Genomic DNA, 18,753 nt, shown 5'->3' with positions numbered 1-18,753 from the left:
CTGGGCGGCCCCGGCACCACTCTTTTCAAGGCAGTAGAATGACCACTGAAAGCACGACCCAGCACGTCATCGAAGCAAGGCAGCTTGACCTCACCTTTCAAACCAATGACGGGCCTGTTCACGCGTTGAAAGACGTGAACCTGACGATCGACAAGGGTGAATTTGTTAGTTTCATTGGCCCCTCGGGCTGTGGAAAAACCACTTTCCTGCGCTGCATCGCGGCCTTGGAGACACAGACCGGCGGGTCGCTGACTGTCAACGGAATGACCGCGGACGAAGCGCGGCGGAACAGGGCCTATGGGTATGTCTTTCAGGCGGCGGGCCTTTATCCCTGGCGCACCATAGCAAAGAACATCAAGTTGCCGCTTGAGATCATGGGCTATTCCGCGTCCGAGCAGGAAGAAAGGGTGAGAAAAGTCCTTGAACTGGTTGATCTTGAAGGATTTGGCGGAAAGTTTCCATGGCAGTTATCCGGCGGGATGCAGCAGCGCGCCAGCATCGCGCGGGCCTTGGCCTTTGATGCTGATATCTTGTTGATGGATGAGCCGTTCGGCGCTTTGGATGAGATTGTGCGCGACCACCTGAACGAGCAGCTTTTGGCGCTTTGGGCAAGAACCGAAAAGACCATCGGATTCGTGACGCATTCGATTCCAGAAGCCGTTTATCTGAGTACTAAAATTGTCGTGATGAGCCCGCGGCCGGGGCGGATTACGGATGTGATCGACAGCCCGCTGCCAAAGGAACGGCCCTTGGACATTCGTGACACTTCGGAATTCATCGAAGTGGCCCATCGTGTTCGCGACGGGTTGCGGGCGGGGCATTCTTATGACGACTGATCCGGGGACAGAAACCATCAGACGGGCCGTGGTAGGTGACGTGCCGGCTTGTGCCCGCGTGATTTACAACTGGGCCTCGCAGACGGACTGGATGCCTGATGAATTGCCAGTTGAAAAACTGGCGATCTTGATCCGCGATGCGTTTGACAGCCGCGAAATCTGGGTCGCGGGTGATCCGGTTGATTGTTACATGTCCGTTGATCCGGCACAGTGTAAACTCGGCGCGTTGTATTGCAGCCGGACGGGGCAGGGAATTGGCAAGCGTTTCGTTGACAAGGCGAAGCAGGGTCGGACCCATCTTTGGCTGACAACACACAAACCCAATCGGTCGGCGCAGCGGTTTTACCGCCGTGAAGGGTTCGAGGTAACTGCCGAAGAACTACCTGCACCGCCGGATACAGTGCCCGTCTATCGTATGGAGTGGCACGCATGAAGCAGATCATCGCCGTTTTCACAGTCGTCGCCGTGATCGTTCTGTTCTGGTATGTCGCTTGCGTTCCGATGAACATCAAAGGGGTTTTGACCGAACTTGAACGTGGCGGTGCCGAGGTTCAGCCACCCACCGCAAGCGCGCGTCGGGATCTGGGAGAGTTCGGTCTCGTTCTGGATAATTCGTTTGCAATTCCAGCTGCTTGGGAGCAGGGCAAGCCCCGTTTGCCATCCCCTCATCAGGTGGCGATTGAACTGTGGGATACAACCGTCCTGAAGAAAATCAACTCGAAAAGATCGCTGGTCTTTCATGGATGGGTGACACTCAGCGCCACGATGCTGGGCTTTGTCATCGGGACCGGGCTGGGTGTCTTGTTGGCCGTTGGGATCGTGCATAGCCGCGTGATGGATTTGTCGGTCATGCCATGGGCTATCGTGAGCCAGACGATCCCGATTATCGCTCTGGCACCGATGATTATCGTGGTCCTTTACTCGGTCGGGGTTCAGGGGATCATTCCCAAGGCGATCATCTCAGCGTATCTGAGCTTTTTCCCGGTTGTCGTCGGCATGGTCAAAGGGTTGCGCAGCCCTGACGCGATGCAACTTGACCTGTTGCGGACCTATAATGCCAGCCAATCGCAGGGGTTTTGGAAACTGCGCCTGCCTGCGTCGATGCCATACCTGTTTACCTCATTGAAGATCGGTATTGCGGCGTCGCTGGTCGGCGCAATCGTGGGCGAGCTGCCGACAGGCGCTGTCGCAGGATTGGGTGCTCGGTTGCTGGCGGGCAGTTACTATGGACAAACCGTGCAGATATGGTCAGCGCTGTTCGCAGCGGCCATTCTGGCCGCCTGCATGGTCGGTTTGCTGGGATTGATTGAACGGTCGGTTCTGAAGCGGATGGGGATGGCGCAATGATGTTGGTTGTCTTTGCTTTGCTGCTGTGGGCTTTCGGCTGGTGGTTGAACAGCCGATTGGCCAGTGGCCCGCAAGCCGACAGCCAGATGGTACGCTTCCTGGCACCGGTGGTTTTTGGTCTGACCATTGTCGGAGTCTGGGAGCTGGTGGTCCGCGGGCTTGAAGTGCCGCTGGTCATTCTGCCAGCACCGTCTGCCATAGCGGTGCGATTTGCAGGTAGCCTTGATATTCTTTGGGCCGACTTTGTTCAGACAATCCTGAAAGGAGCGCTCAGCGGATATGTCATCGGCTGTGGATCGGCCTTCCTTATGGCGATTGCCGTCGATCGGTGGGATTTCCTGCGTTTGGGGTTATTGCCAGTCGGGAATTTCGTCGCGGCTTTGCCCATCGTGGGGACGGCACCCATTCTGGTCATGTGGTTCGGGTTTGATTGGCATTCCAAAGCGGCGGTGGTCGTTGTGATGGTGTTCTTTCCGATGCTGGTCAACACCGTGGCCGGACTGCGCGAGGCCACCGCGATGCAGCGTGACTTGATGGAAACCTATGCAGCAAGCTATTGGCAGAGCTTTCTGAAGCTGCGGCTGCCTGCGGCGATGCCTTTCATTTTCAACGGGTTGAAGATTTCAACAACTTTGGCTTTGATTGGCGCCATCGTGGCTGAATTCTTCGGATCGCCGATCGTGGGGATGGGCTTTCGGATTTCTACCAGCGTCGGCCAGCTGTCACTTGATATGGTTTGGGCTGAGATCGTCGTAGCTGCACTTGCCGGGACCGCCTTTTACGGGCTTGTCGCTGGTATCGAGAAGGTCGTGACGTTCTGGCACCCGTCGCAGCGTCGATGAAAACGAAGGAATAATTCAACAGACCTCGACAACGGGGCAATCAAAAGCAACTAGGAGATAGGAAAATGAACAAGCTACTTAGCGGGGCGGTTGCCGCCTTCAGTTTGGCAGCCAGCACGGTGTTTGCGGCAGACGAAGTGACGTTGCAGCTGAAATGGGTTGGGCAGGCGCAGTTTGCTGGCTACTTTGTGGCAGAAGCAAAGGGTTTCTACGACGAAGAGGGGCTTGATGTCACAATCAAACCGGGCGGCCCCGATATTGCACCGGAGCAAGTGATCGCTGGTGGCGGTGCAGACGTTATCACCACGTGGATGGCCGCCGGCTTGGCTGCACGCGAGCGCGGTGTTCCGCTAGTAAACATTGCTCAGCCATTCAAAACAGGCGGTCTTCAAGTTAACTGCCTGAAATCCACAGGAGTTGAATCGCCTGAGGATTTCCCAGGTCGCACCATGGGGGTCTGGTTCTTTGGCAATGAATACCCATTCTACGCTTGGATGGCGTCTCTAGGCATCGAGACCGATGGTGCTGATGAGAACGGCGTTACTGTTCTGAAGCAGGCGTTTTCCGCAGATCCTTTGATCCAAGGGCAAGCGGATTGCATCTCGACCATGACTTATAACGAATACCGCCAGATCCTTCAGGCTGGTATCACCCCGGAAGAGTTGGTGACTTTCAACTATTTGCAGATGGGGTTCGGTATGCTGGAGGACGGGCTTTATGTTATGGAGGAAAACCTGAACGATCCAGCGTTTGTCGACAAAATGGAGCGTTTTGTTCGGGCGTCGATGAAAGGCTGGAAATACGCGGCTGAAAATCAGGAAGAGGCCGCTGAAATCGTTCTGGAGTTTGACGAGACCGGCGCGCAGGAGCTGGACCATCAGGTTTACATGATGGGCGAGGTAGCGAAGCTGATCGAAGGATCCGACGGTGCGCTAGATCCAGCGGACTACGAGCAGACAGTGAAAACGCTGTTGTCGGCCGTATCTGCGGAAAATCCGGCGATCACCAAGGAACCCGAAGGGGCCTGGACGCACCAGATCACGGACGCTGCTCTGAACTGACGCTAACCGTTAATTTGAAGGTCAAAAGCGCGGTCCCAATCGGGGCCGCGTTTCGTATTCGTGGTGTCGGAATTGTGTCTGTACTTGGCACCGATATGAAGTAGTATTTCCATGTAATCTAATGTGTTTTGTACGAAGCGCAGGTGTTTGAGAAGAGAATGCAGGAATTTTCATCAGAATTCAGCGCTGCGATTGCCTTGATCCTTGGGGGAGATTCTGAGCTGTGGGCAATTGTGCTGTTGTCTCTGAAAGTGTCCGTGTTTGCGGTTCTGGTTTCTGCTCTGATCGGAATGCCCGTGGGGGCTGCATTGGCCGTCGCACGGTTCCCCGGCCGCCGGATGCTGATCGTCCTGATGAATGCACTGATGGGGTTTCCGCCGGTTGTCGTAGGCCTGCTGGTCTATCTGATGCTGTCCCGTTCGGGTCCTTTGGGAGTGCTTGAGCTTTTGTACACTCCGACCGCCATGATCATTGCGCAGGTCGTTTTGGTCACCCCCATTGTCACGGCTCTGACGCGACAGGTTGTTGAAATGTTGGCTGAGGAATATTCCGAACAGCTGCGGTCCTTGGGTGTGTCACGGCTGGCCTCGGTTCCGGTTTTGTTGTGGGATGCGCGACTGGCGCTTGTCACGGCCCTGCTTGCCGGTTTCGGACGCGCCATCGCCGAGGTGGGCGCGGTTATCATCGTTGGCGGAAACATCAATCATGTGACCCGCGTGATGACGACAACCATTGCGCTTGAAACGTCGAAGGGAAATCTGTCGCTGGCACTGGCGTTGGGGGCGATCCTGATCGGGATTGCAGTTGCCGTAAACGCGATGGTCAGCGCGGTCAGTTTGCGGGCCGAGCAGGAGGGGTTGAGCCATGCGTGACGTGATCTGTGACATGTCGAACTGTCTGACGGTTGAAAATGTGCAAATTCTCAGCAACGGCAAGGTTTTGCTGGATGTTCCTTCATTGATTCTGGATGGTCCGGGGCCGACGTTGCTTCTTGGCCCCAACGGTGCGGGCAAAAGTCTGTTGCTGCGGTGTTTGCATGGCCTGATCTCGCCGGATCGCGGGCGGGTGGTGCAGGATGGAAACCATCTGGGCGCTGCGCAGAAAGCGCGCCAAGCCATGGTATTTCAGAGACCGGTTCTGTTGCGACGGTCTGTTGCTGCGAACCTGGGTTTTGTCCTCAAGCGTCAGGGCATGGGGCGAAGGGCAAGAAAGGCACGTATCGCCGAGTTGCTTGCTGAAGGCGGGCTGGATGGGAAGGCCCGGCAATCCGCCCGGTCGCTCTCGGGGGGCGAGGCCCAGAGGCTGGCCATTTTGCGTGCTTTGGCGCTGGAGCCCGAAACACTGTTTCTGGACGAACCCACCAGCGCCCTTGATCCCGGCGCGACACAGATGATCGAACGTATGGTTCTGCGCGCCTCGGCGCGGGGTGTACGGATCGTTATGGTGACACATGATATTGGGCAGGCCCGTCGTTTGGCCTCGGATGTGGTCATGATGCAGGGCGGTCATGTGGTTGAACACGGCCCCGCAAAACAGGTTTTGGATACCCCCGAAAGTGAAGCATCGCGTCGCTATCTCGCGGGTGGATTGGTTACCTAAAAGATAAAACGGAGAAAATGATGTTCCGCGCAATACTTCGGGCGGCAGTGATGGCCCTTGGTCTGTCGGCAAATGCGGCCTTGGCAGAGACACCGTTCATTGTCGTGCAGTCTACGACATCCACCCAGAACTCGGGGCTGTTGGACTATATACTGCCGTGGTTCGAGGCCGAGTCGGGCATTGACGTGCGGGTTGTGGCCGTAGGAACCGGTCAGGCAATCCGCAATGCGGTCAATGGTGACGGGGACGTCCTGCTGGTTCACGCCAAATCCGCCGAAGAGAAATTCGTCGCTGATGGATATGGCGTGGAGCGGAAGGACCTGATGTATAACGATTTTGTATTGGTGGGCCCCAAGGCAGATCCCGCCGGAATTCGCGGTGGTGCCGACATTCTGAGCGCTCTTACAGCGATTGCAAAGGCTGAAGCCCCGTTTGCGTCGCGCGGCGATGATAGCGGAACGCACAAGGCTGAACTGCGGCATTGGTCGGCTGCGGGGGCGGATCCGACCGGCGCGTCCGGCAGTTGGTATCGGGAAACCGGTTCAGGTATGGGTGCGACTCTGAACGTGGCCAGCGGCATGGATGCGTATACTCTGACAGATCGGGCGACCTGGCTGTCCTTTGGTAACAGAGGCAATCTTGAGATCCTGGTTGAAGGTGATCCGCGTCTGTTCAATCAATACGGTGTGATCCTCGTAAATCCCGAAAAGCATCCGCATGTGCGCGCTGCCTCTGGTCAGCGGTTCATCGACTGGTTGACCGGGCCGGACGGGCAGGAGGCGATCGCTTCTTTCCGGCTGGACGGTCAGCAGGTGTTTTTCCCCAATGCGCAATAAGCTGGCCTGCGGCCAGCCCCTGCGGGGCGAGTATTTATAAAAAGATGAAGGCGCGGGTAGAGGTTCACCCGCTGGCCCCATTGTGGTGGATCGTGCCAAGACCAGACAGGTCATAGCCGCCAAACTCGCGTGCCCGCTGGGCGAACTGACCCGAGCGCAACAGAATTAGCAGTTTCTGTATTGGCGGATCGAAAAAGGCCCGACGCCAGATGGCAAGATCCAGCCTCTCGGAATGAGTGGGGACAAAACCCAAGTTGTAGAGACCGGCTAGGGCGCCAAGCCCAAAACCGGCCTCGGCCTTCCGGTCATGCAGCGCGATCGCAAGCTCTTCTTCTGTGCGTGCGCAGCCTGGTCGAATATCCAGATCATCCCGGCGCAGGCCGTGAGCGCCCAGTTGGGCGTCAAACAGGCGCTGGCTTGCCGCACTGTCCTGACGCAGTATGACGGTGCGGGACTTGAGGTCGTCAAAAGAATTGATGTCGGATATGCCCGGAGCAAGAAGCAACCCACGCTCACGTCGGGCGATTTCAAACAGGATTACCGGGGCTTCGCCCAAAGTGTCTTGCAGGGATTCTTTGTTGAATCCGCCATTTTCGTGGATGTGCAACACAGCGGCCTGCGCGCTGCGTTCGCTGAGCCTGATCAGCCCGTCAAAAGAACCGTCGTAATAGGTGGCCAGCCCCGACCCACTTTCACGCAGCGCCCAGTCCAGCAAAGGATCGTGGCTGCCCGCTATGATCGGGGGTAGGGGCGGTTCGGCAACCTGTGGGCCAGATCGCGACGCGTTGAGCCAGGCAATGATCTCGGCCCGCGGAAACAACAGTTTGCCCATGGCGCGCACGCACGGCACCTCACCTGACGAGGCAAGGTCATAAGCCTTCCGCTCGCCAATGCGCAGCAGATCGGCCAGTTCACGGGTGGTCAGATATTGCGGCATTCAGTCTAGGCGCACGGCGGCGCCGGATGTGGTGTCAGCGGTGCTGAACCCGATCTGTTCCAGCACAAATGGGGCTGCGCCTGCAATAACGACCATCGCGGCGACAGCGGCGAGAAAGGCTTTCATGGGCTCCTCCGGTTCAGTTCCGGTCAGTTGTTGCGCGACGCAGAAAAGCGATAAGGTCCTGGCGATCCTGTGATTTGGCAATCCGCTGCATCGGCATTTTCGACCCTGGAATGTAGTGGTCTGGCCCTTCGTCGAAAAGGGCATTTATTGTCTCGTCATTCCAAATGATATCAGAGCCTTGCAATGTATCCGAGTACAAATATCCTTGAACCGTGCCGGCCTGACGTCCAAATACACCGTGCAGGGTGGGGCCTGCACGTCGTTCGTTATCGGAAGACAAGCTGTGACAGATCGAGCATTTGCGCGCAAACTGGCGTTCTCCGTTGTCCATCTCGTCAGGATTTTTTAGGAAACTTGGTACTGCCGAGGCCATCTGGTGTTGGTCGGACAACGCATCCACAGGCCAGCTGTACATCGCCTCGTCAAGCCCGCCCGCATGGATGTTCTTACCGTCTGTGGAAAATGCCAAAGCCCAGACCGGACCGCGCAAAGTGGCGCGAAAATCCTGTGCAATGCGCCAATCGACGGTGTCGATGACCATAATATACCCTTCGCCATCGCCTACGGCCAAAAGTCTCCGATCCGGGCTGAGTGCAAGGGCAAGGATCGGGCGGCGGTCCAGAGTGAAATCGCGCTCTTCCCCGGTGGCAAGGTCAAGGACACGCGTGACACCGTCAACCGCGCCATAGGCGATCCAGTTGTCCTGTGCATTCAGGGCCAGTTCATTGATGCCGAACCCGTGCTCGACCAGACGCCTTGTTTCCTGCCCGCTGGATACATCCCATAACCGCAAAGCGCCGTCGACTCCCGCCGAATAAAGCTGTGTGCCGTCAGGTGAAAATGCAACCGCATTCACGCCACTGCCGGTCGGTCCAAGCCGCGCGGGCTCTGTGCCATCGACAGGCCACAGGCCGATTGTTCCATCCCAGCTGGCGGTCGCAATTGCGGTTTCTGACGCGGCAAGGCCGACAATCTTGCCCTTGTGTCGGCCAATGACTTCACCGCTGGGCCACTTGCGCAGGGTGAAGTCGTCTCCGGCAGAATAGAAAGCGGCGCCGTTGAACGCGACTGTGTTCACGGCGGCTTCGTGCCCTTCGTACCATTCTGGTGCTTGCCCGGTCCAAAGACCCACAGAGTTGTCGAAACTGGCTGTTGCGATGCGACCGTCAGGCGCGATGGCGATGCCCATGATGGGGCCGCCATGCCCTTTCAGCGTGTAGAATTCTGCCACGGCGGGCAGGGGCACCAGCACCAGCGCCAGAACCAGCCCACGCATCTATTCAGCGGGTGAGGCGGCTGCTGTGTCAGCCTCTTTTTTCTGCACCTCTTCCAGCCAGAGCGAGTGATGCTCGCGCGCCCATTGTTCCTCGACCTCTCCGGTTCCCATGGCGTCAAACGCACCCTCCATCCCGACCGAGCCGAGATAGATGTGCGCAACGATGATCGCGATGAACACATAGGCAATCATGACATGCCAGACTTGGGCGAATTGCATCTCTTCCTGCGGTGACATCTGCACCGGCAAGGTCAGACCCAGCGCCTGCGGAATGCCCGTGGCGTTTGCGACCGAGAAGGTTTTGGCGAACAGGGGCATCTCGAACGGGAACAGCAGTGACAAGCCGGACAGGCTGATCGACACGCCTAACAGAATACAGGCCCAGAAAATGATCTTTTGCCCCGCATTGAATTTCCGGGCGGGCGGGTGGTTGCCCTTGGTGAACAGCCCCCCTCCGGCGGCGAGCCATTTCAGGTCGGTCCGGTTGGGGATGTTATGAGCAATCCAGTTCACCGTGACGATGATCAGACCCAGCATAAAGGCCCAGGCCAGATTGTTATGCAGCCACTTACAGCCGAGTGCGATGGTAGCGAAACCTTCCTTGCCGAAGATCGGAATCAGGAAGTCGCGGCCATAGAGCGTGAGCAAACCAGTAATGCCGAGGATTAGGAACGATCCTGCAAACAGCCAATGACCGAAACGTTCAATCCCGTTGAAGCGGGTAACCGTGCGGCCCGTTTTCTCTCCATCGATGCGGATTTTCCCACGGATCAGAAAGAACAGCAGAATGATGCCCAGCATCCCGGCGATGATATAGGTGCCATATTCGCGCAGCGGTCCACTGCGGAAGTTCAGCCACCACATGCCGCCATCCTGTATCAGCACACTTGCCGCCGGGCCGTTTGACGATACGGTCACATCGGCCGAGCCATAACGCAACGCACGGTACACATCACTATCCGACGCGACTCCACGGGTGCCAAGCTGACCCATCAGGCCCTCGACATTGCTCTGGCCGGTATTGCCGGAGCGATATCCGTTATCCACCTGCTCACCACGTTGCCGGGCGAGAATGTCTTCGAGGGTCGTCGCTCCGCCGGTTCCCGCCCTTTCAGGCGTGGCGTTGCTGTCATCGGTCGTTTGGGCGGCTGCCGAAAGGGTCAGCCCAAGGGTCAACAGAAAAGCGATGAGAAAGCGGAGCATCTGAACCTCGGTCAAATTCCAAGATCGGACAACCCGCGCCGAGCGGGTTGTCCATTGCTTTGTGCAGACAGCAGCTTAGCCGTCTTTCTGGTCGTAGGCAGTACCCCAGCCCCAGGCGCCCGAGCCGAAACCGCGCGCCACGACGCGTTCACGGTAAACAGCCGACACCACGTCGCCGTCACCGGCAAGCAGGGCCTTGGTGGAGCACATTTCGGCGCAGATGGGCAGTTTGCCCTCGGCGATCCGGTTGCGACCATATTTGGCGAACTCTGCGGTCGAATGGTTTTCTTCGGGACCACCGGCGCAGAAGGTGCATTTGTCCATCTTACCGCGTGAACCGAAATTGCCCGCTTGCGGGTATTGCGGCGCGCCAAACGGGCACGCATAGAAGCAATAGCCGCAACCGATGCACAGGTCCTTGGAGTGCAGGACAACACCTTCTTCGTTCTGATAGAAGCAGTCGACCGGACACACCGCCATGCAGGGCGCATCCGAACAATGCATACAGGCCACCGAGATCGAGCGTTCGCCCGGGTTGCCGTCATTGATCGTCACCACCCTGCGGCGGTTGATACCCCAAGGTACCTCATGCTCGTTCTTGCACGCGGTTACGCAGGCGTTGCATTCGATGCAGCGTTCAGCGTCGCAGAGAAACTTTGCTCTAGCCATTAATCGTCCTCCTTACGCTGCCGAGATCTTGCAGAGAGTACACTTGGTCTCCTGCATTTGGGTCACTGAATCATAGCCATAAGTCTGGGCGGTGTTGGAACTTTCGCCCAGAACATAGGGGTCAGCGCCTGCGGGGTATTTGTGCCGCAGATCCTCGCCCTGGAAATGGCCGCCAAAGTGGAAAGGCATGAAGGCGACACCGGCACCAACCCGATTGGTCAGCATCGCCATCACCTTGACCTTACCGCCTTCCGGACCTTCGACCCAGACCTGTTGTCCGTCCCGAATGCCAAGGTTGTTGGCATCGCGCGGATTGATCTCGACGAACATATCCTGCTGAAGTTCAGCAAGCCATGGGTTCGACCGGCTTTCCTCGCCGCCGCCTTCATACTCGACCAGACGACCTGACGTCAGGATTATCGGGTAATCCTTTGAAAAGTCGTTCTTTTGGATCGAAGCATAAAGGGTGGGCAGGCGATATGCGTGCCGGTCCTCGTAGGTTGGATAGTCCGCCACCAGATCGCGCCGGTTCGTATAAAGCGGCTCGCGGTGCAGTGGGATCGGATCCGGGAAGGTCCAGACAACCGCGCGGGCTTTGGCGTTCCCGAAGGGCGCACAGCCATGAGCGATCGCGACCCGCTGGATACCACCTGAAAGGTCGGTTTTCCAGTTGGTCTCGGGGCCTGCAACGGCATCGATTGCGGCGCGTTCTTCAGCCGTCAGGTCACCATCCCAGCCAAGATCCATCAGCATCTGCATCGTGAATTCAGGGTATCCGTCCTGAATTTCCGATCCGACGCTATAGACCCCTTCGGCCAGCAGGTTGTCGCCATCGCGTTCCACACCGAACCGGGCGCGGAAGGTCAGGCCGCCTTCGGCCACCGGTTTGGACATGTCATAAAGGTTGGGTGTACCCGTATGACCCATCTCAGGCGTTCCCCAGCAAGGCCACGGCAAACCGTAATACTCGCCGTCGTTGGGTCCACCAATGGCTTGTAGTGTGGTTCTGTCGAACGTGTGCTGATTGGCCATATGGCTTTTCAAGCGTTCCGGTGACTGCCCGGTATATCCGATGGTCCAGAGGCCCGAGTTAAACTCACGCGTGATGCTTTCAACATTCGGGGTCTCGGGGTCTTCCATCTCGATATTGCGGAACAGGCGGTCTGCCCAGCCGAACTTGTTGGCGAACTTGGCCATGATGACCTCGTCCGGCAGGCTTTCGAACAGCGGATCAACCACCTTGTCACGCCACTGTAGCGAGCGGTTTGACGCGGTGACCGAGCCACGGGTTTCGAACTGCGTACAAGCGGGCAAAAGGTAGACGCCATCGGTGCGGTCATGCAGAACAGCGGAAACGGTGGGATACGGGTCGATCACGACCAGCATGTCCAGCTTTTCCATTGCCGTTTTCATTTCCGGACCCCGCGTTTGCGAGTTCGGCGCATGACCCCACAGAACCATGGCACGGACATTGTTGTCCTGATCCATGTTCGCAGGGTCTTCCAGAACACCGTCGATCCAGCGGGATACCGGGATACCGCTTTCATTCATCAGCGGTTTGTCCTTGCCGTCTTTGCCCTTGATCGTGGCGAACTGGCCCTTCAGCCAATCCAGATCTTCGCCCCAAACGCGGCTCCAGTGGCCCCATGCGCCTGCGGACAGGCCGTAATAGCCGGGCAGGGTGTGGGACAACACACCAAGGTCTGTCGCGCCCTGCACGTTGTCGTGGCCGCGGAAGATATTGGTGCCACCACCCGAGGTACCCATGTTGCCCAGCGCAAGCTGAAGCACGCAATAGGCGCGGGTGTTGTTGTTGCCGTTGGTGTGCTGCGTGCCGCCCATGCACCAGATGACCGTGCCGGGGCGGTTGTTCGCCATGGTTCGGGCAACACGTTTCAGTTGTGAGCCGGGCACGCCAGTGACGCGTTCTGTTTCTTCGGGCGTCCATTTGGCCACCTCATCCTGAATCTGGTCCATGCCCCAGACACGGGTGCGGATGAATTCTTTATCCTCCCAACCGTTGTCGAAGATGTGCCACAGGATGCCCCAGATCAGCGCAACGTCTGTGCCTGGGCGGAAACGGACATATTCATCCGCATGGGCCGCCGTGCGCGTAAATCGCGGGTCGCAGACGATCAGTGGGGCGTTGTTCTGCTCTTTTGCGCGCAGAACGTGCAGTAGAGAGACAGGGTGCGCCTCAGCCGGGTTGCCGCCAATGATGAAGATGGCGCGCGAGTTGTGGATGTCGTTATACGAATTGGTCATGGCACCGTAGCCCCATGTATTCGCAACACCCGCAACGGTGGTCGAGTGGCAGATACGGGCCTGATGGTCCACGTTGTTCGTGCCCCAGTAGGCAGCGAACTTGCGGAACAGATAAGCCTGTTCGTTATTGTGTTTTGCTGAGCCCAGCCAGTACACGCTGTCGGGCCCGGATTCCTCGCGGATGCTCATCATGCCGTCGCCGATCTCGTTGATCGCCTCTTCCCAGCTGATGCGCTTCCACTCGCCGCCTTCCTTTTTCATCGGATATTTCAGGCGACGCTCACCATGGGCGTGCTCGCGAACCGACGCTCCCTTGGCACAATGTGCACCCAGGTTGAACGGGCTGTCCCAGCCGGGTTCCTGCCCGACCCAGACACCGTTCTGCACTTCGGCGACGACAGTACAGCCGACCGAACAGTGGGTGCATACGGATTTGATGTTTTCGACGGCCTGATTGGCCGCAGTCTGGGCACTGGCTGGCGTCACGGTTCCACCCGTGGCGCTGATCGCGGCAAGGCCGCCGATCGTCAGGCCCGAGCCACGCAGGAATGCGCGGCGATCGACGGTTTTCTCGCCGACCTGGGACAGGATACTTGTCCGCTGGGGGCGTCTCGCAACCCCGTTGGTCTTTTTCCTAAGCATGTCTTTCCTCCCTTGCGCACCGTGTAAGCCACGGCTGGCTTGGTACTGCTGAAACCGACGTCAGGGCCAATCGCAACCGTCTGTCGGGTGTGAAAGCGTCCGGTCCTAGAACCGGGTGCTCTCGATGTAGGCGCGTGTATGCGCTGTATCCTGAATGCGGGTTTCGTCGGTCGGCAGCGCTGCGGCTTCGGCCTTCCCGGTCAGGCTGGCGGCGGCAACGGCAGCAGGCGCTGCGGTACCGGCCAGTTTGAGGAAGTCACGGCGCGTGGCGCCTTCTTCCTTGGTCTTGCTCATGGGAACCTCCTTTCCCAATTGCGGTTTGGTGCCCATGGGACACCGGCGATGTGCGGATTACCCCGCCGTCATCCGGAACGCTTCGCGCTCGATCTCCATAAACACCCGCCCGGCAGTGCCGACGGATGCATAAAGGACCGAGTTCTCGGCTGCTTCCAAATCCGAATAGAAATGCGTGGCCCAGGGGCCGATGTGCTTGCTCCAGAATGCCTTTTGGTCATCCAGGGAAGCCGGGCCGCCAAAACGCCCGACGATCATTCCGGCCATCATCTCCATCAATGAGGCGATGTTATCTTCGGGCTCGAACACGTTTTGGGCACGTGTGATCCCGCGAACCGCCATGTCATTGCGCAGCTGAGCCAAGGGTTTCTCGTTCAAAAAGCCCGTCAGGTAGAAGCTGGCATATGGCAGCAACTCACCCCGGCCCAATCCGATGAACAACGCATTGAATTCCCGTTCGGCAGCGGCTGGCTTGGTGACCTTAGCAACCCGTGCCATGGATTGAACGGCCTTGCCGAGATCCGTGTCATCTCCGACCAGACCAGCCATTTGGTCCAGCAACATCTGATCCGGAGGACCTGCCAGTAACAGACCCAAAAAGTTATAGAAATCCGCGCGCAGTCGATCCTCGGCTGAAACATCTAGAGTGTGCGCGTCACTTGTGGTCATTCGGTCATCCTTCAAATTCAAATGTCATTCGACGTGGCGACGGGGGACGCTCGAGTTCTTCCGGCTCTTCTACCTGAGCAACTGAAACCGGCTGTGGCACGGGATCAGGGTCAACCGGCACGACCTCTGGTTCAGAGAGCGTATCAGCCTCGATTTCGTTTTCTTCCGTTTCTTGGGGGTCGGCGGCCAGTGCTTCGACATGCGCCAGCATGCCTTTTCCAACCTGATAGGCGGTTTGGATGTTTTCGATCACGCAGGCCGCATCGGTGTAGTCCTCGCCGTAATCAACCAGCCCGTCGACATTGGCCAGAACAGGGTTCAACCGCCACAACCGCCGCAGGGCGCGGCGCCGCAGGCGATCAGGCACTGCCTTGGACATAAAGCCGGAAACATCATCGCCGGGTCCGAGGGTATCGGGATTGGGAAGGTTGAATTCGGCCAAAATCTCGGCGTCACTCTTTTCTTCAAGTTCGGCGTGATGGGCTGCGATCACCTGTTCTTCAAGGGCCAGCGCCTCGGCTTCAACTTCGGCCTGAACGGCTGCCTTTCGGCGCGACCAGAAATCACGCCGCTCTGTCATTGCAGCACCCGTCTTGGTGCGCGAAATACATCCGATGCCTGACGGATGCGCGCGTCGCCCTTACCATCCTCCACCAAATCGGTTTGCTTTCTGTCGCGGTGGCGTTTGATAAACACTTCGTGCTGATGATGTTTCAGGGTAAAATCCCGCACCCAGGCGATCAGCCCTTCCGTCATTGGGATTTTCTCGACAATTTCTTCGCCGGTATCTGCGTAATCCTGCCCCTGGAACGGAGAAGCGGTGATCAGAACTGCATTTAGCGGCGTGTCGCACTTCAGCTCATTCCGCAGTACAAGATAGATCGAAGGCTGCCCATCCGACAGGTTGACCATGTAGGCTTCGGTCTCGTCCGCCCAGAGAGTCAGGGGGAGGGTGGCAGCGTGGTATTCTACCGCCTCGCCTTCGCGGCGCAGTTCCTGCCAGTCCGCAGGTCCGGCACCGGGCAACACGGCGACCGCGCGCCAGTTCCAGCGGGCCCAACGTGTGACCCCGGGTGTTTTGCGCACAATGACGCCAACCGGCATGTCGATCTGGCTTGCGGCCTTGGCCACTGGATCCTCCCCGAAAGGCTCTCCCCTGCCTTTCCATGTTCACTATGGTACACAAAATAGCCGCGTGCCAAGCCTGCGCGTTAATACTTTGGTCGTATTCCCAGTAGCGTCTTCGTGATCAAAGTCTGAGAAGGCTTTTGTTTTAGGGGATTTTGCCGCGAAATTCTGACCGGCGAATTGCATGCTGTGCAGGGTTGAAGTTGCCTCATCGGGAATGCACCCTAAAGTGCAAAGGATCAGGATTGCTTCCCGAGGGAGGGGACATGGGCACGAAACTTTTGCTCTGCGATTGCGCGGGAACTCAGGCGCTGGATCCGGACAGAATCGAAAGCGCCTGCGGAATTACCTGTTCAAAGGTGCATACCGCGCTTTGTACAAAAGAACTGCAATCCGCTGCGGCCTTGATGCAAGAGGGCGATACCGTCATTGGCTGTCTGCAAGAACAAGAGGTGTTCCGGTCTCTTGCCGAAGATATGAATATCGAAATCCCCGGCTTTGTCGACCTGCGGGATCGTGCTGGGTGGTCCGATCAGGGCGCGGATGCGACAGCCAAAATGGCTGCCTTAGCCGCCGAAGCGTTCCTGCCGCAACCCGTGACGCCCAGCGTTGATGTCATCAGCGAAGGCACGTGTTTCATCATTGGTCCGGGCAACGTTGCCTTTGGACTGGCGGAAAGGTTGGCCCGAACACTGGCGGTAACCGTTCTGGTCACGGATCAGGCTGAGCCGGACTCTCGGGCCTTCGACGTCATTCGGGGGCAATTGCGGTCTGTTTCGGGTGCTCTGGGTGGGTTTTCCTTGCGTCTGGACAATGTGCAGCAAGTGGCTCCTGCAGGCAGGGGTGCTTTCAATTGGACGGAACCTAGAGATGGGGCGCAATCGGCCTGCGATCTCATTGTTGATCTGACGGGGGGCACGCCCTTTGTGCAGGCTCCGGCCAAGCGCGAGGGTTATTTGCGGGCTGATCCCAAGGATGCGGTTTCTGTAGAACGCATGGCTTTTGACGCCGCCCAATTGGTCGGAACATTCGAAAAACCCCTGTACGTGCGACTGGAGGAAACACTTTGCGCCCATTCGCGGGCGGAACAGGTCGGGTGCTCAAACTGTCTGGATATCTGCCCAACCGGTGCAATTACGCCCTCGGGCGAGCATGTGGCGATTGATCCGATGGTCTGCGCCGGGTGCGGCGAATGCGCGGCGGTCTGCCCGTCAACAGCGATAACCTATGAAGATCCACCTGTTTCAGCCTTGTTGTCACGGATGCATATTCTGGCGCGCACGTACCGAAGGGCAGGCGGTATCGCACCCCGGCTGCTTGTGCACGACGCCCACGGGGCCGAAATGATAAGGCTTGCAGCAAGGTTTGGCCGGGGATTACCTTCGGATGTTATCCCATTGGAATTGAAAGTGATGTCCGGGTTTGGTCATTCGGAAATGCTGGCCGCGCTGGCGCATGGATTTGCGCGTGTGGATGTGCTGCTGGCACCGACAACGGAGCGGGATGCGCTGGATCGCGAAATTGAACTGGCACGTGCCATAACCAGTTCGGATGGAATCGGGTTCATTGAAGAGGTGGATCCTGATGCGATGGCAGACTTGCTGTATGCGCAAAAGGTACCCCAACCATTGGCAGATCCGGCCTTGCCACTTGGCAACCGTCGACAAATCGCGCGGCTGGCAGCACAGGCCCTTAACCCGCAGGCTGGTGCCCCGTTGCCATTGCCTGAAGGTTCACCTTACGGTGCAGTTGCAGTGAATACAGACAGTTGCACACTCTGTCTTAGTTGTGTGTCGCTGTGCCCGTCCGGGGCTTTGATGGATAACCCTGACAAGCCCCAGCTTAACTTTCAGCAGGATGCGTGCCTGCAATGCGGATTGTGCAAGACGATCTGCCCCGAAGACGCGATCACCTTGGTGCCGCAACTGGACCTGAGCGATGCCGCTCTGTCTCAGCGGGTGTTGAACGAGGAAGAGCCGTTTGCCTGCATCGAATGCGGGGCTTTGTTTGGGGTTAAATCAACCGTTGAACGGATCATGGAAAAGCTTTCGGGCACGCACCCGATGTTTGCCACTACGGATCAGGCACGAATGATCCAGATGTGTGACAATTGTCGGGTGAATGCTCATTTCCAGCAGCAGGACAATCCGTTCCAGTCAAAACCCAAGCCTCGGGTCGTTACCACCGAGGATTACTATTCGGACAGAAAGGATCACTGAAGCTTTAGCGGCGCGCCCAGATCTGCGGCGTCAATGCGCGAAACAAATGCCAGGATGGCTTCAAGATCGTCCAATGTCATCTTGACCGGGTAAATTGGGGATGGACGTTCGGGATCAAAGGGGGGTGTCAACCCGTCGATCTGCGTGAATGCGGGGTGAGGGTTAAGGGCAAAGAACGCCTCGAACCGTTCCGACCAATCAGGCATCGCGCGCAGAACCGCGAAAGAGGGGGTTGATCCAAGCCCGCTCATCCGGTTGCGGGGGCCAATCACGTGACATCGACCACAATGGGTCATCGATAGTTCTTCACCCAACACGGTGTTGCCGTCCAGGGTATCGTCCGACTGGGTGATCTTGGGATCAAAACTGGCGCTGAACGGTTCACCCACCGCAGGAAGAAAACCTTCGACAGTGCGCTTGCCGATATCTGATTGCAGCCATTCAAGAAAACGGCCCTGGCGGTCGTTGTCTTCGATCCGCAGGTGATAGATCACGTCGTCGCGGGCAAAGACAGGATCGCCGGGCGGTGCGGTTTCCAGCACCATGACACCGGCATCATCTGCGACAACGCGTATCCCGGTCTTGAGAGAGAAGCGAGGAAGGATATGTTGCAACAGACCGGAGTCGTTAACCTCTGCCGGGGCCGCAAGGCCGATTGCCTCCTGCGACAAGGAGGGGGTGGCGGTGAGCGTCAGGCTCAGGCACAACAAGACAAGGCGCATGGTTTAGCCTAACTATGAAGGCCATTACGCGTCAAATGAACAGAAAGAGACGGAGACACATGCAATGAGCGGCGACCAATAC

At 57.8% G+C, this 18,753-nt stretch carries 20 protein-coding genes; 9 read left to right on the top strand and 11 right to left on the bottom strand.

The annotated features are described in order from the left end of the window. The first annotated feature begins 38 nt into the window (after window positions 1-38). The 8 genes from I9188_RS04295 (at window position 39) to I9188_RS04260 (ending at window position 6,521) form a co-directional block, all read left to right on the top strand. A complete protein-coding gene (locus tag I9188_RS04295) occupies window positions 39-836 on the top strand; it encodes an ABC transporter ATP-binding protein (protein ID WP_209504188.1) in 798 nt (265 codons plus the stop codon). Continuing rightward, window positions 826-1,269 (top strand): GNAT family N-acetyltransferase, encoded by a 444-nt coding sequence (locus I9188_RS04290; RefSeq protein ID WP_209504187.1) that lies wholly within the window; start codon window positions 826-828, stop codon window positions 1,267-1,269. The genes I9188_RS04295 and I9188_RS04290 overlap by 11 nt, the downstream gene beginning before the upstream one ends. Continuing rightward, window positions 1,266-2,183, top strand: a complete 918-nt coding sequence (locus I9188_RS04285; RefSeq protein WP_209504186.1) for an ABC transporter permease — start codon at window positions 1,266-1,268, stop codon at window positions 2,181-2,183. Before I9188_RS04290 ends, I9188_RS04285 begins: the two co-directional genes overlap by 4 nt. Then, entirely contained in the window at window positions 2,180-3,025 is an 846-nt protein-coding gene (locus I9188_RS04280; protein ID WP_209504185.1) for an ABC transporter permease, read from the top strand. The genes I9188_RS04285 and I9188_RS04280 overlap by 4 nt, the downstream gene beginning before the upstream one ends. 65 nt (window positions 3,026-3,090) lie before the next feature. Further along, complete coding sequence (locus I9188_RS04275; protein WP_209504184.1) at window positions 3,091-4,086, top strand: ABC transporter substrate-binding protein; 996 nt, start codon at window positions 3,091-3,093, stop codon at window positions 4,084-4,086. Between the two features lie 158 nt (window positions 4,087-4,244). Further along, window positions 4,245-4,958 (top strand): ABC transporter permease, encoded by a 714-nt coding sequence (locus tag I9188_RS04270; protein WP_209504183.1) that lies wholly within the window; start codon window positions 4,245-4,247, stop codon window positions 4,956-4,958. After that, window positions 4,951-5,685, top strand: a complete 735-nt coding sequence (locus tag I9188_RS04265; protein ID WP_209504182.1) for an ATP-binding cassette domain-containing protein — start codon at window positions 4,951-4,953, stop codon at window positions 5,683-5,685. The genes I9188_RS04270 and I9188_RS04265 overlap by 8 nt, the downstream gene beginning before the upstream one ends. 17 nt (window positions 5,686-5,702) lie before the next feature. Then, window positions 5,703-6,521, top strand: coding sequence for a substrate-binding domain-containing protein (locus I9188_RS04260; protein WP_209504181.1), 819 nt, complete (start codon window positions 5,703-5,705; stop codon window positions 6,519-6,521). 64 nt (window positions 6,522-6,585) lie between these two features. Here the strand turns inward: I9188_RS04260 and I9188_RS04255 are convergent, their stop codons facing one another. The 10 genes from I9188_RS04255 to I9188_RS04215 all read right to left on the bottom strand — a co-directional run bounded on the left by I9188_RS04255 (window position 6,586) and on the right by I9188_RS04215 (window position 15,733). Beyond that, window positions 6,586-7,458, bottom strand: coding sequence for a helix-turn-helix transcriptional regulator (locus I9188_RS04255; protein ID WP_209504180.1), 873 nt, complete (start codon window positions 7,456-7,458; stop codon window positions 6,586-6,588). Then, window positions 7,459-7,584 carry a hypothetical protein gene (locus tag I9188_RS20365; RefSeq protein WP_280922366.1) on the bottom strand — a complete coding sequence of 42 codons (126 nt, stop codon included), beginning with the start codon at window positions 7,582-7,584 and terminating at the stop codon, window positions 7,459-7,461. It abuts the gene before it with no gap. 13 nt (window positions 7,585-7,597) lie between these two features. Then, window positions 7,598-8,860 carry a c-type cytochrome gene (locus tag I9188_RS04250; protein ID WP_209504179.1) on the bottom strand — a complete coding sequence of 421 codons (1,263 nt, stop codon included), beginning with the start codon at window positions 8,858-8,860 and terminating at the stop codon, window positions 7,598-7,600. Further along, complete coding sequence (locus tag I9188_RS04245) at window positions 8,861-10,063, bottom strand: formate dehydrogenase subunit gamma (protein ID WP_209504178.1); 1,203 nt, start codon at window positions 10,061-10,063, stop codon at window positions 8,861-8,863. A gap of 75 nt (window positions 10,064-10,138) precedes the next feature. Further along, window positions 10,139-10,732 carry a formate dehydrogenase FDH3 subunit beta gene (fdh3B, locus tag I9188_RS04240; RefSeq protein WP_209504177.1) on the bottom strand — a complete coding sequence of 198 codons (594 nt, stop codon included), beginning with the start codon at window positions 10,730-10,732 and terminating at the stop codon, window positions 10,139-10,141. 12 nt (window positions 10,733-10,744) lie between these two features. After that, entirely contained in the window at window positions 10,745-13,639 is a 2,895-nt protein-coding gene (locus tag I9188_RS04235) for a formate dehydrogenase subunit alpha (RefSeq protein WP_209504176.1), read from the bottom strand. Window positions 13,640-13,744: 105 nt separating this feature from the next. After that, window positions 13,745-13,933 (bottom strand): ubiquinol-cytochrome c reductase iron-sulfur subunit N-terminal domain-containing protein, encoded by a 189-nt coding sequence (locus I9188_RS04230; protein WP_209504175.1) that lies wholly within the window; start codon window positions 13,931-13,933, stop codon window positions 13,745-13,747. 57 nt (window positions 13,934-13,990) lie between these two features. After that, complete coding sequence (locus I9188_RS04225; protein ID WP_209504174.1) at window positions 13,991-14,602, bottom strand: molecular chaperone TorD family protein; 612 nt, start codon at window positions 14,600-14,602, stop codon at window positions 13,991-13,993. A 4-nt stretch (window positions 14,603-14,606) separates the two neighbouring features. Beyond that, window positions 14,607-15,182, bottom strand: coding sequence for a DUF3306 domain-containing protein (locus I9188_RS04220; RefSeq protein WP_209504173.1), 576 nt, complete (start codon window positions 15,180-15,182; stop codon window positions 14,607-14,609). Then, on the bottom strand, window positions 15,179-15,733 hold the full coding sequence (locus I9188_RS04215; RefSeq protein WP_209504172.1) for a DUF3305 domain-containing protein: 555 nt from the start codon (window positions 15,731-15,733) through the stop codon (window positions 15,179-15,181). Before I9188_RS04215 ends, I9188_RS04220 begins: the two co-directional genes overlap by 4 nt. Before the next feature lie 263 nt (window positions 15,734-15,996). On the opposite strand from I9188_RS04215, the gene I9188_RS04210 reads away from it, so the two are divergent. Beyond that, entirely contained in the window at window positions 15,997-17,949 is a 1,953-nt protein-coding gene (locus I9188_RS04210) for a 4Fe-4S binding protein (RefSeq protein WP_209504171.1), read from the top strand. On the opposite strand, the gene I9188_RS04205 is transcribed toward I9188_RS04210, so the two are convergent. Continuing rightward, window positions 17,943-18,671 (bottom strand): hypothetical protein, encoded by a 729-nt coding sequence (locus I9188_RS04205; RefSeq protein WP_209504170.1) that lies wholly within the window; start codon window positions 18,669-18,671, stop codon window positions 17,943-17,945. The two genes, I9188_RS04210 and I9188_RS04205, sit on opposite strands and share 7 nt — an antisense overlap. Window positions 18,672-18,753 lie beyond the last annotated feature (82 nt).

Origin of the sequence: Ruegeria sp. HKCCSA071 (assembly GCF_017872555.1) — a bacterium.
GTDB lineage: Bacteria > Pseudomonadota > Alphaproteobacteria > Rhodobacterales > Rhodobacteraceae > Ruegeria.
This window is presented reverse-complemented; position numbering and strand designations above follow the sequence as displayed.

What these genes read in the sequence shown, in the direction of transcription:
- I9188_RS04250 (WP_209504179.1), bottom strand. Translation starts at nt 8,860, where the DNA reads ATGCGTGGGCTGGTTCTGGCGCTGGTGCTGGTGCCCCTGCCCGCCGTG.
- I9188_RS04275 (WP_209504184.1), top strand. Translation starts at nt 3,091, where the DNA reads ATGAACAAGCTACTTAGCGGGGCGGTTGCCGCCTTCAGTTTGGCAGCC.
- I9188_RS04255 (WP_209504180.1), bottom strand. Translation starts at nt 7,458, where the DNA reads ATGCCGCAATATCTGACCACCCGTGAACTGGCCGATCTGCTGCGCATT.
- I9188_RS04285 (WP_209504186.1), top strand. Translation starts at nt 1,266, where the DNA reads ATGAAGCAGATCATCGCCGTTTTCACAGTCGTCGCCGTGATCGTTCTG.
- I9188_RS04235 (WP_209504176.1), bottom strand. Translation starts at nt 13,639, where the DNA reads ATGCTTAGGAAAAAGACCAACGGGGTTGCGAGACGCCCCCAGCGGACA.
- I9188_RS04295 (WP_209504188.1), top strand. Translation starts at nt 39, where the DNA reads ATGACCACTGAAAGCACGACCCAGCACGTCATCGAAGCAAGGCAGCTT.
- fdh3B (WP_209504177.1), bottom strand. Translation starts at nt 10,732, where the DNA reads ATGGCTAGAGCAAAGTTTCTCTGCGACGCTGAACGCTGCATCGAATGC.
- I9188_RS04230 (WP_209504175.1), bottom strand. Translation starts at nt 13,933, where the DNA reads ATGAGCAAGACCAAGGAAGAAGGCGCCACGCGCCGTGACTTCCTCAAA.
- I9188_RS04290 (WP_209504187.1), top strand. Translation starts at nt 826, where the DNA reads ATGACGACTGATCCGGGGACAGAAACCATCAGACGGGCCGTGGTAGGT.
- I9188_RS04270 (WP_209504183.1), top strand. Translation starts at nt 4,245, where the DNA reads ATGCAGGAATTTTCATCAGAATTCAGCGCTGCGATTGCCTTGATCCTT.
- I9188_RS04245 (WP_209504178.1), bottom strand. Translation starts at nt 10,063, where the DNA reads ATGCTCCGCTTTCTCATCGCTTTTCTGTTGACCCTTGGGCTGACCCTT.
- I9188_RS04265 (WP_209504182.1), top strand. Translation starts at nt 4,951, where the DNA reads ATGCGTGACGTGATCTGTGACATGTCGAACTGTCTGACGGTTGAAAAT.
- I9188_RS04210 (WP_209504171.1), top strand. Translation starts at nt 15,997, where the DNA reads ATGGGCACGAAACTTTTGCTCTGCGATTGCGCGGGAACTCAGGCGCTG.
- I9188_RS04220 (WP_209504173.1), bottom strand. Translation starts at nt 15,182, where the DNA reads ATGACAGAGCGGCGTGATTTCTGGTCGCGCCGAAAGGCAGCCGTTCAG.
- I9188_RS04280 (WP_209504185.1), top strand. Translation starts at nt 2,180, where the DNA reads ATGATGTTGGTTGTCTTTGCTTTGCTGCTGTGGGCTTTCGGCTGGTGG.
- I9188_RS04260 (WP_209504181.1), top strand. Translation starts at nt 5,703, where the DNA reads ATGATGTTCCGCGCAATACTTCGGGCGGCAGTGATGGCCCTTGGTCTG.
- I9188_RS04225 (WP_209504174.1), bottom strand. Translation starts at nt 14,602, where the DNA reads ATGACCACAAGTGACGCGCACACTCTAGATGTTTCAGCCGAGGATCGA.
- I9188_RS04205 (WP_209504170.1), bottom strand. Translation starts at nt 18,671, where the DNA reads ATGCGCCTTGTCTTGTTGTGCCTGAGCCTGACGCTCACCGCCACCCCC.
- I9188_RS20365 (WP_280922366.1), bottom strand. Translation starts at nt 7,584, where the DNA reads ATGAAAGCCTTTCTCGCCGCTGTCGCCGCGATGGTCGTTATTGCAGGC.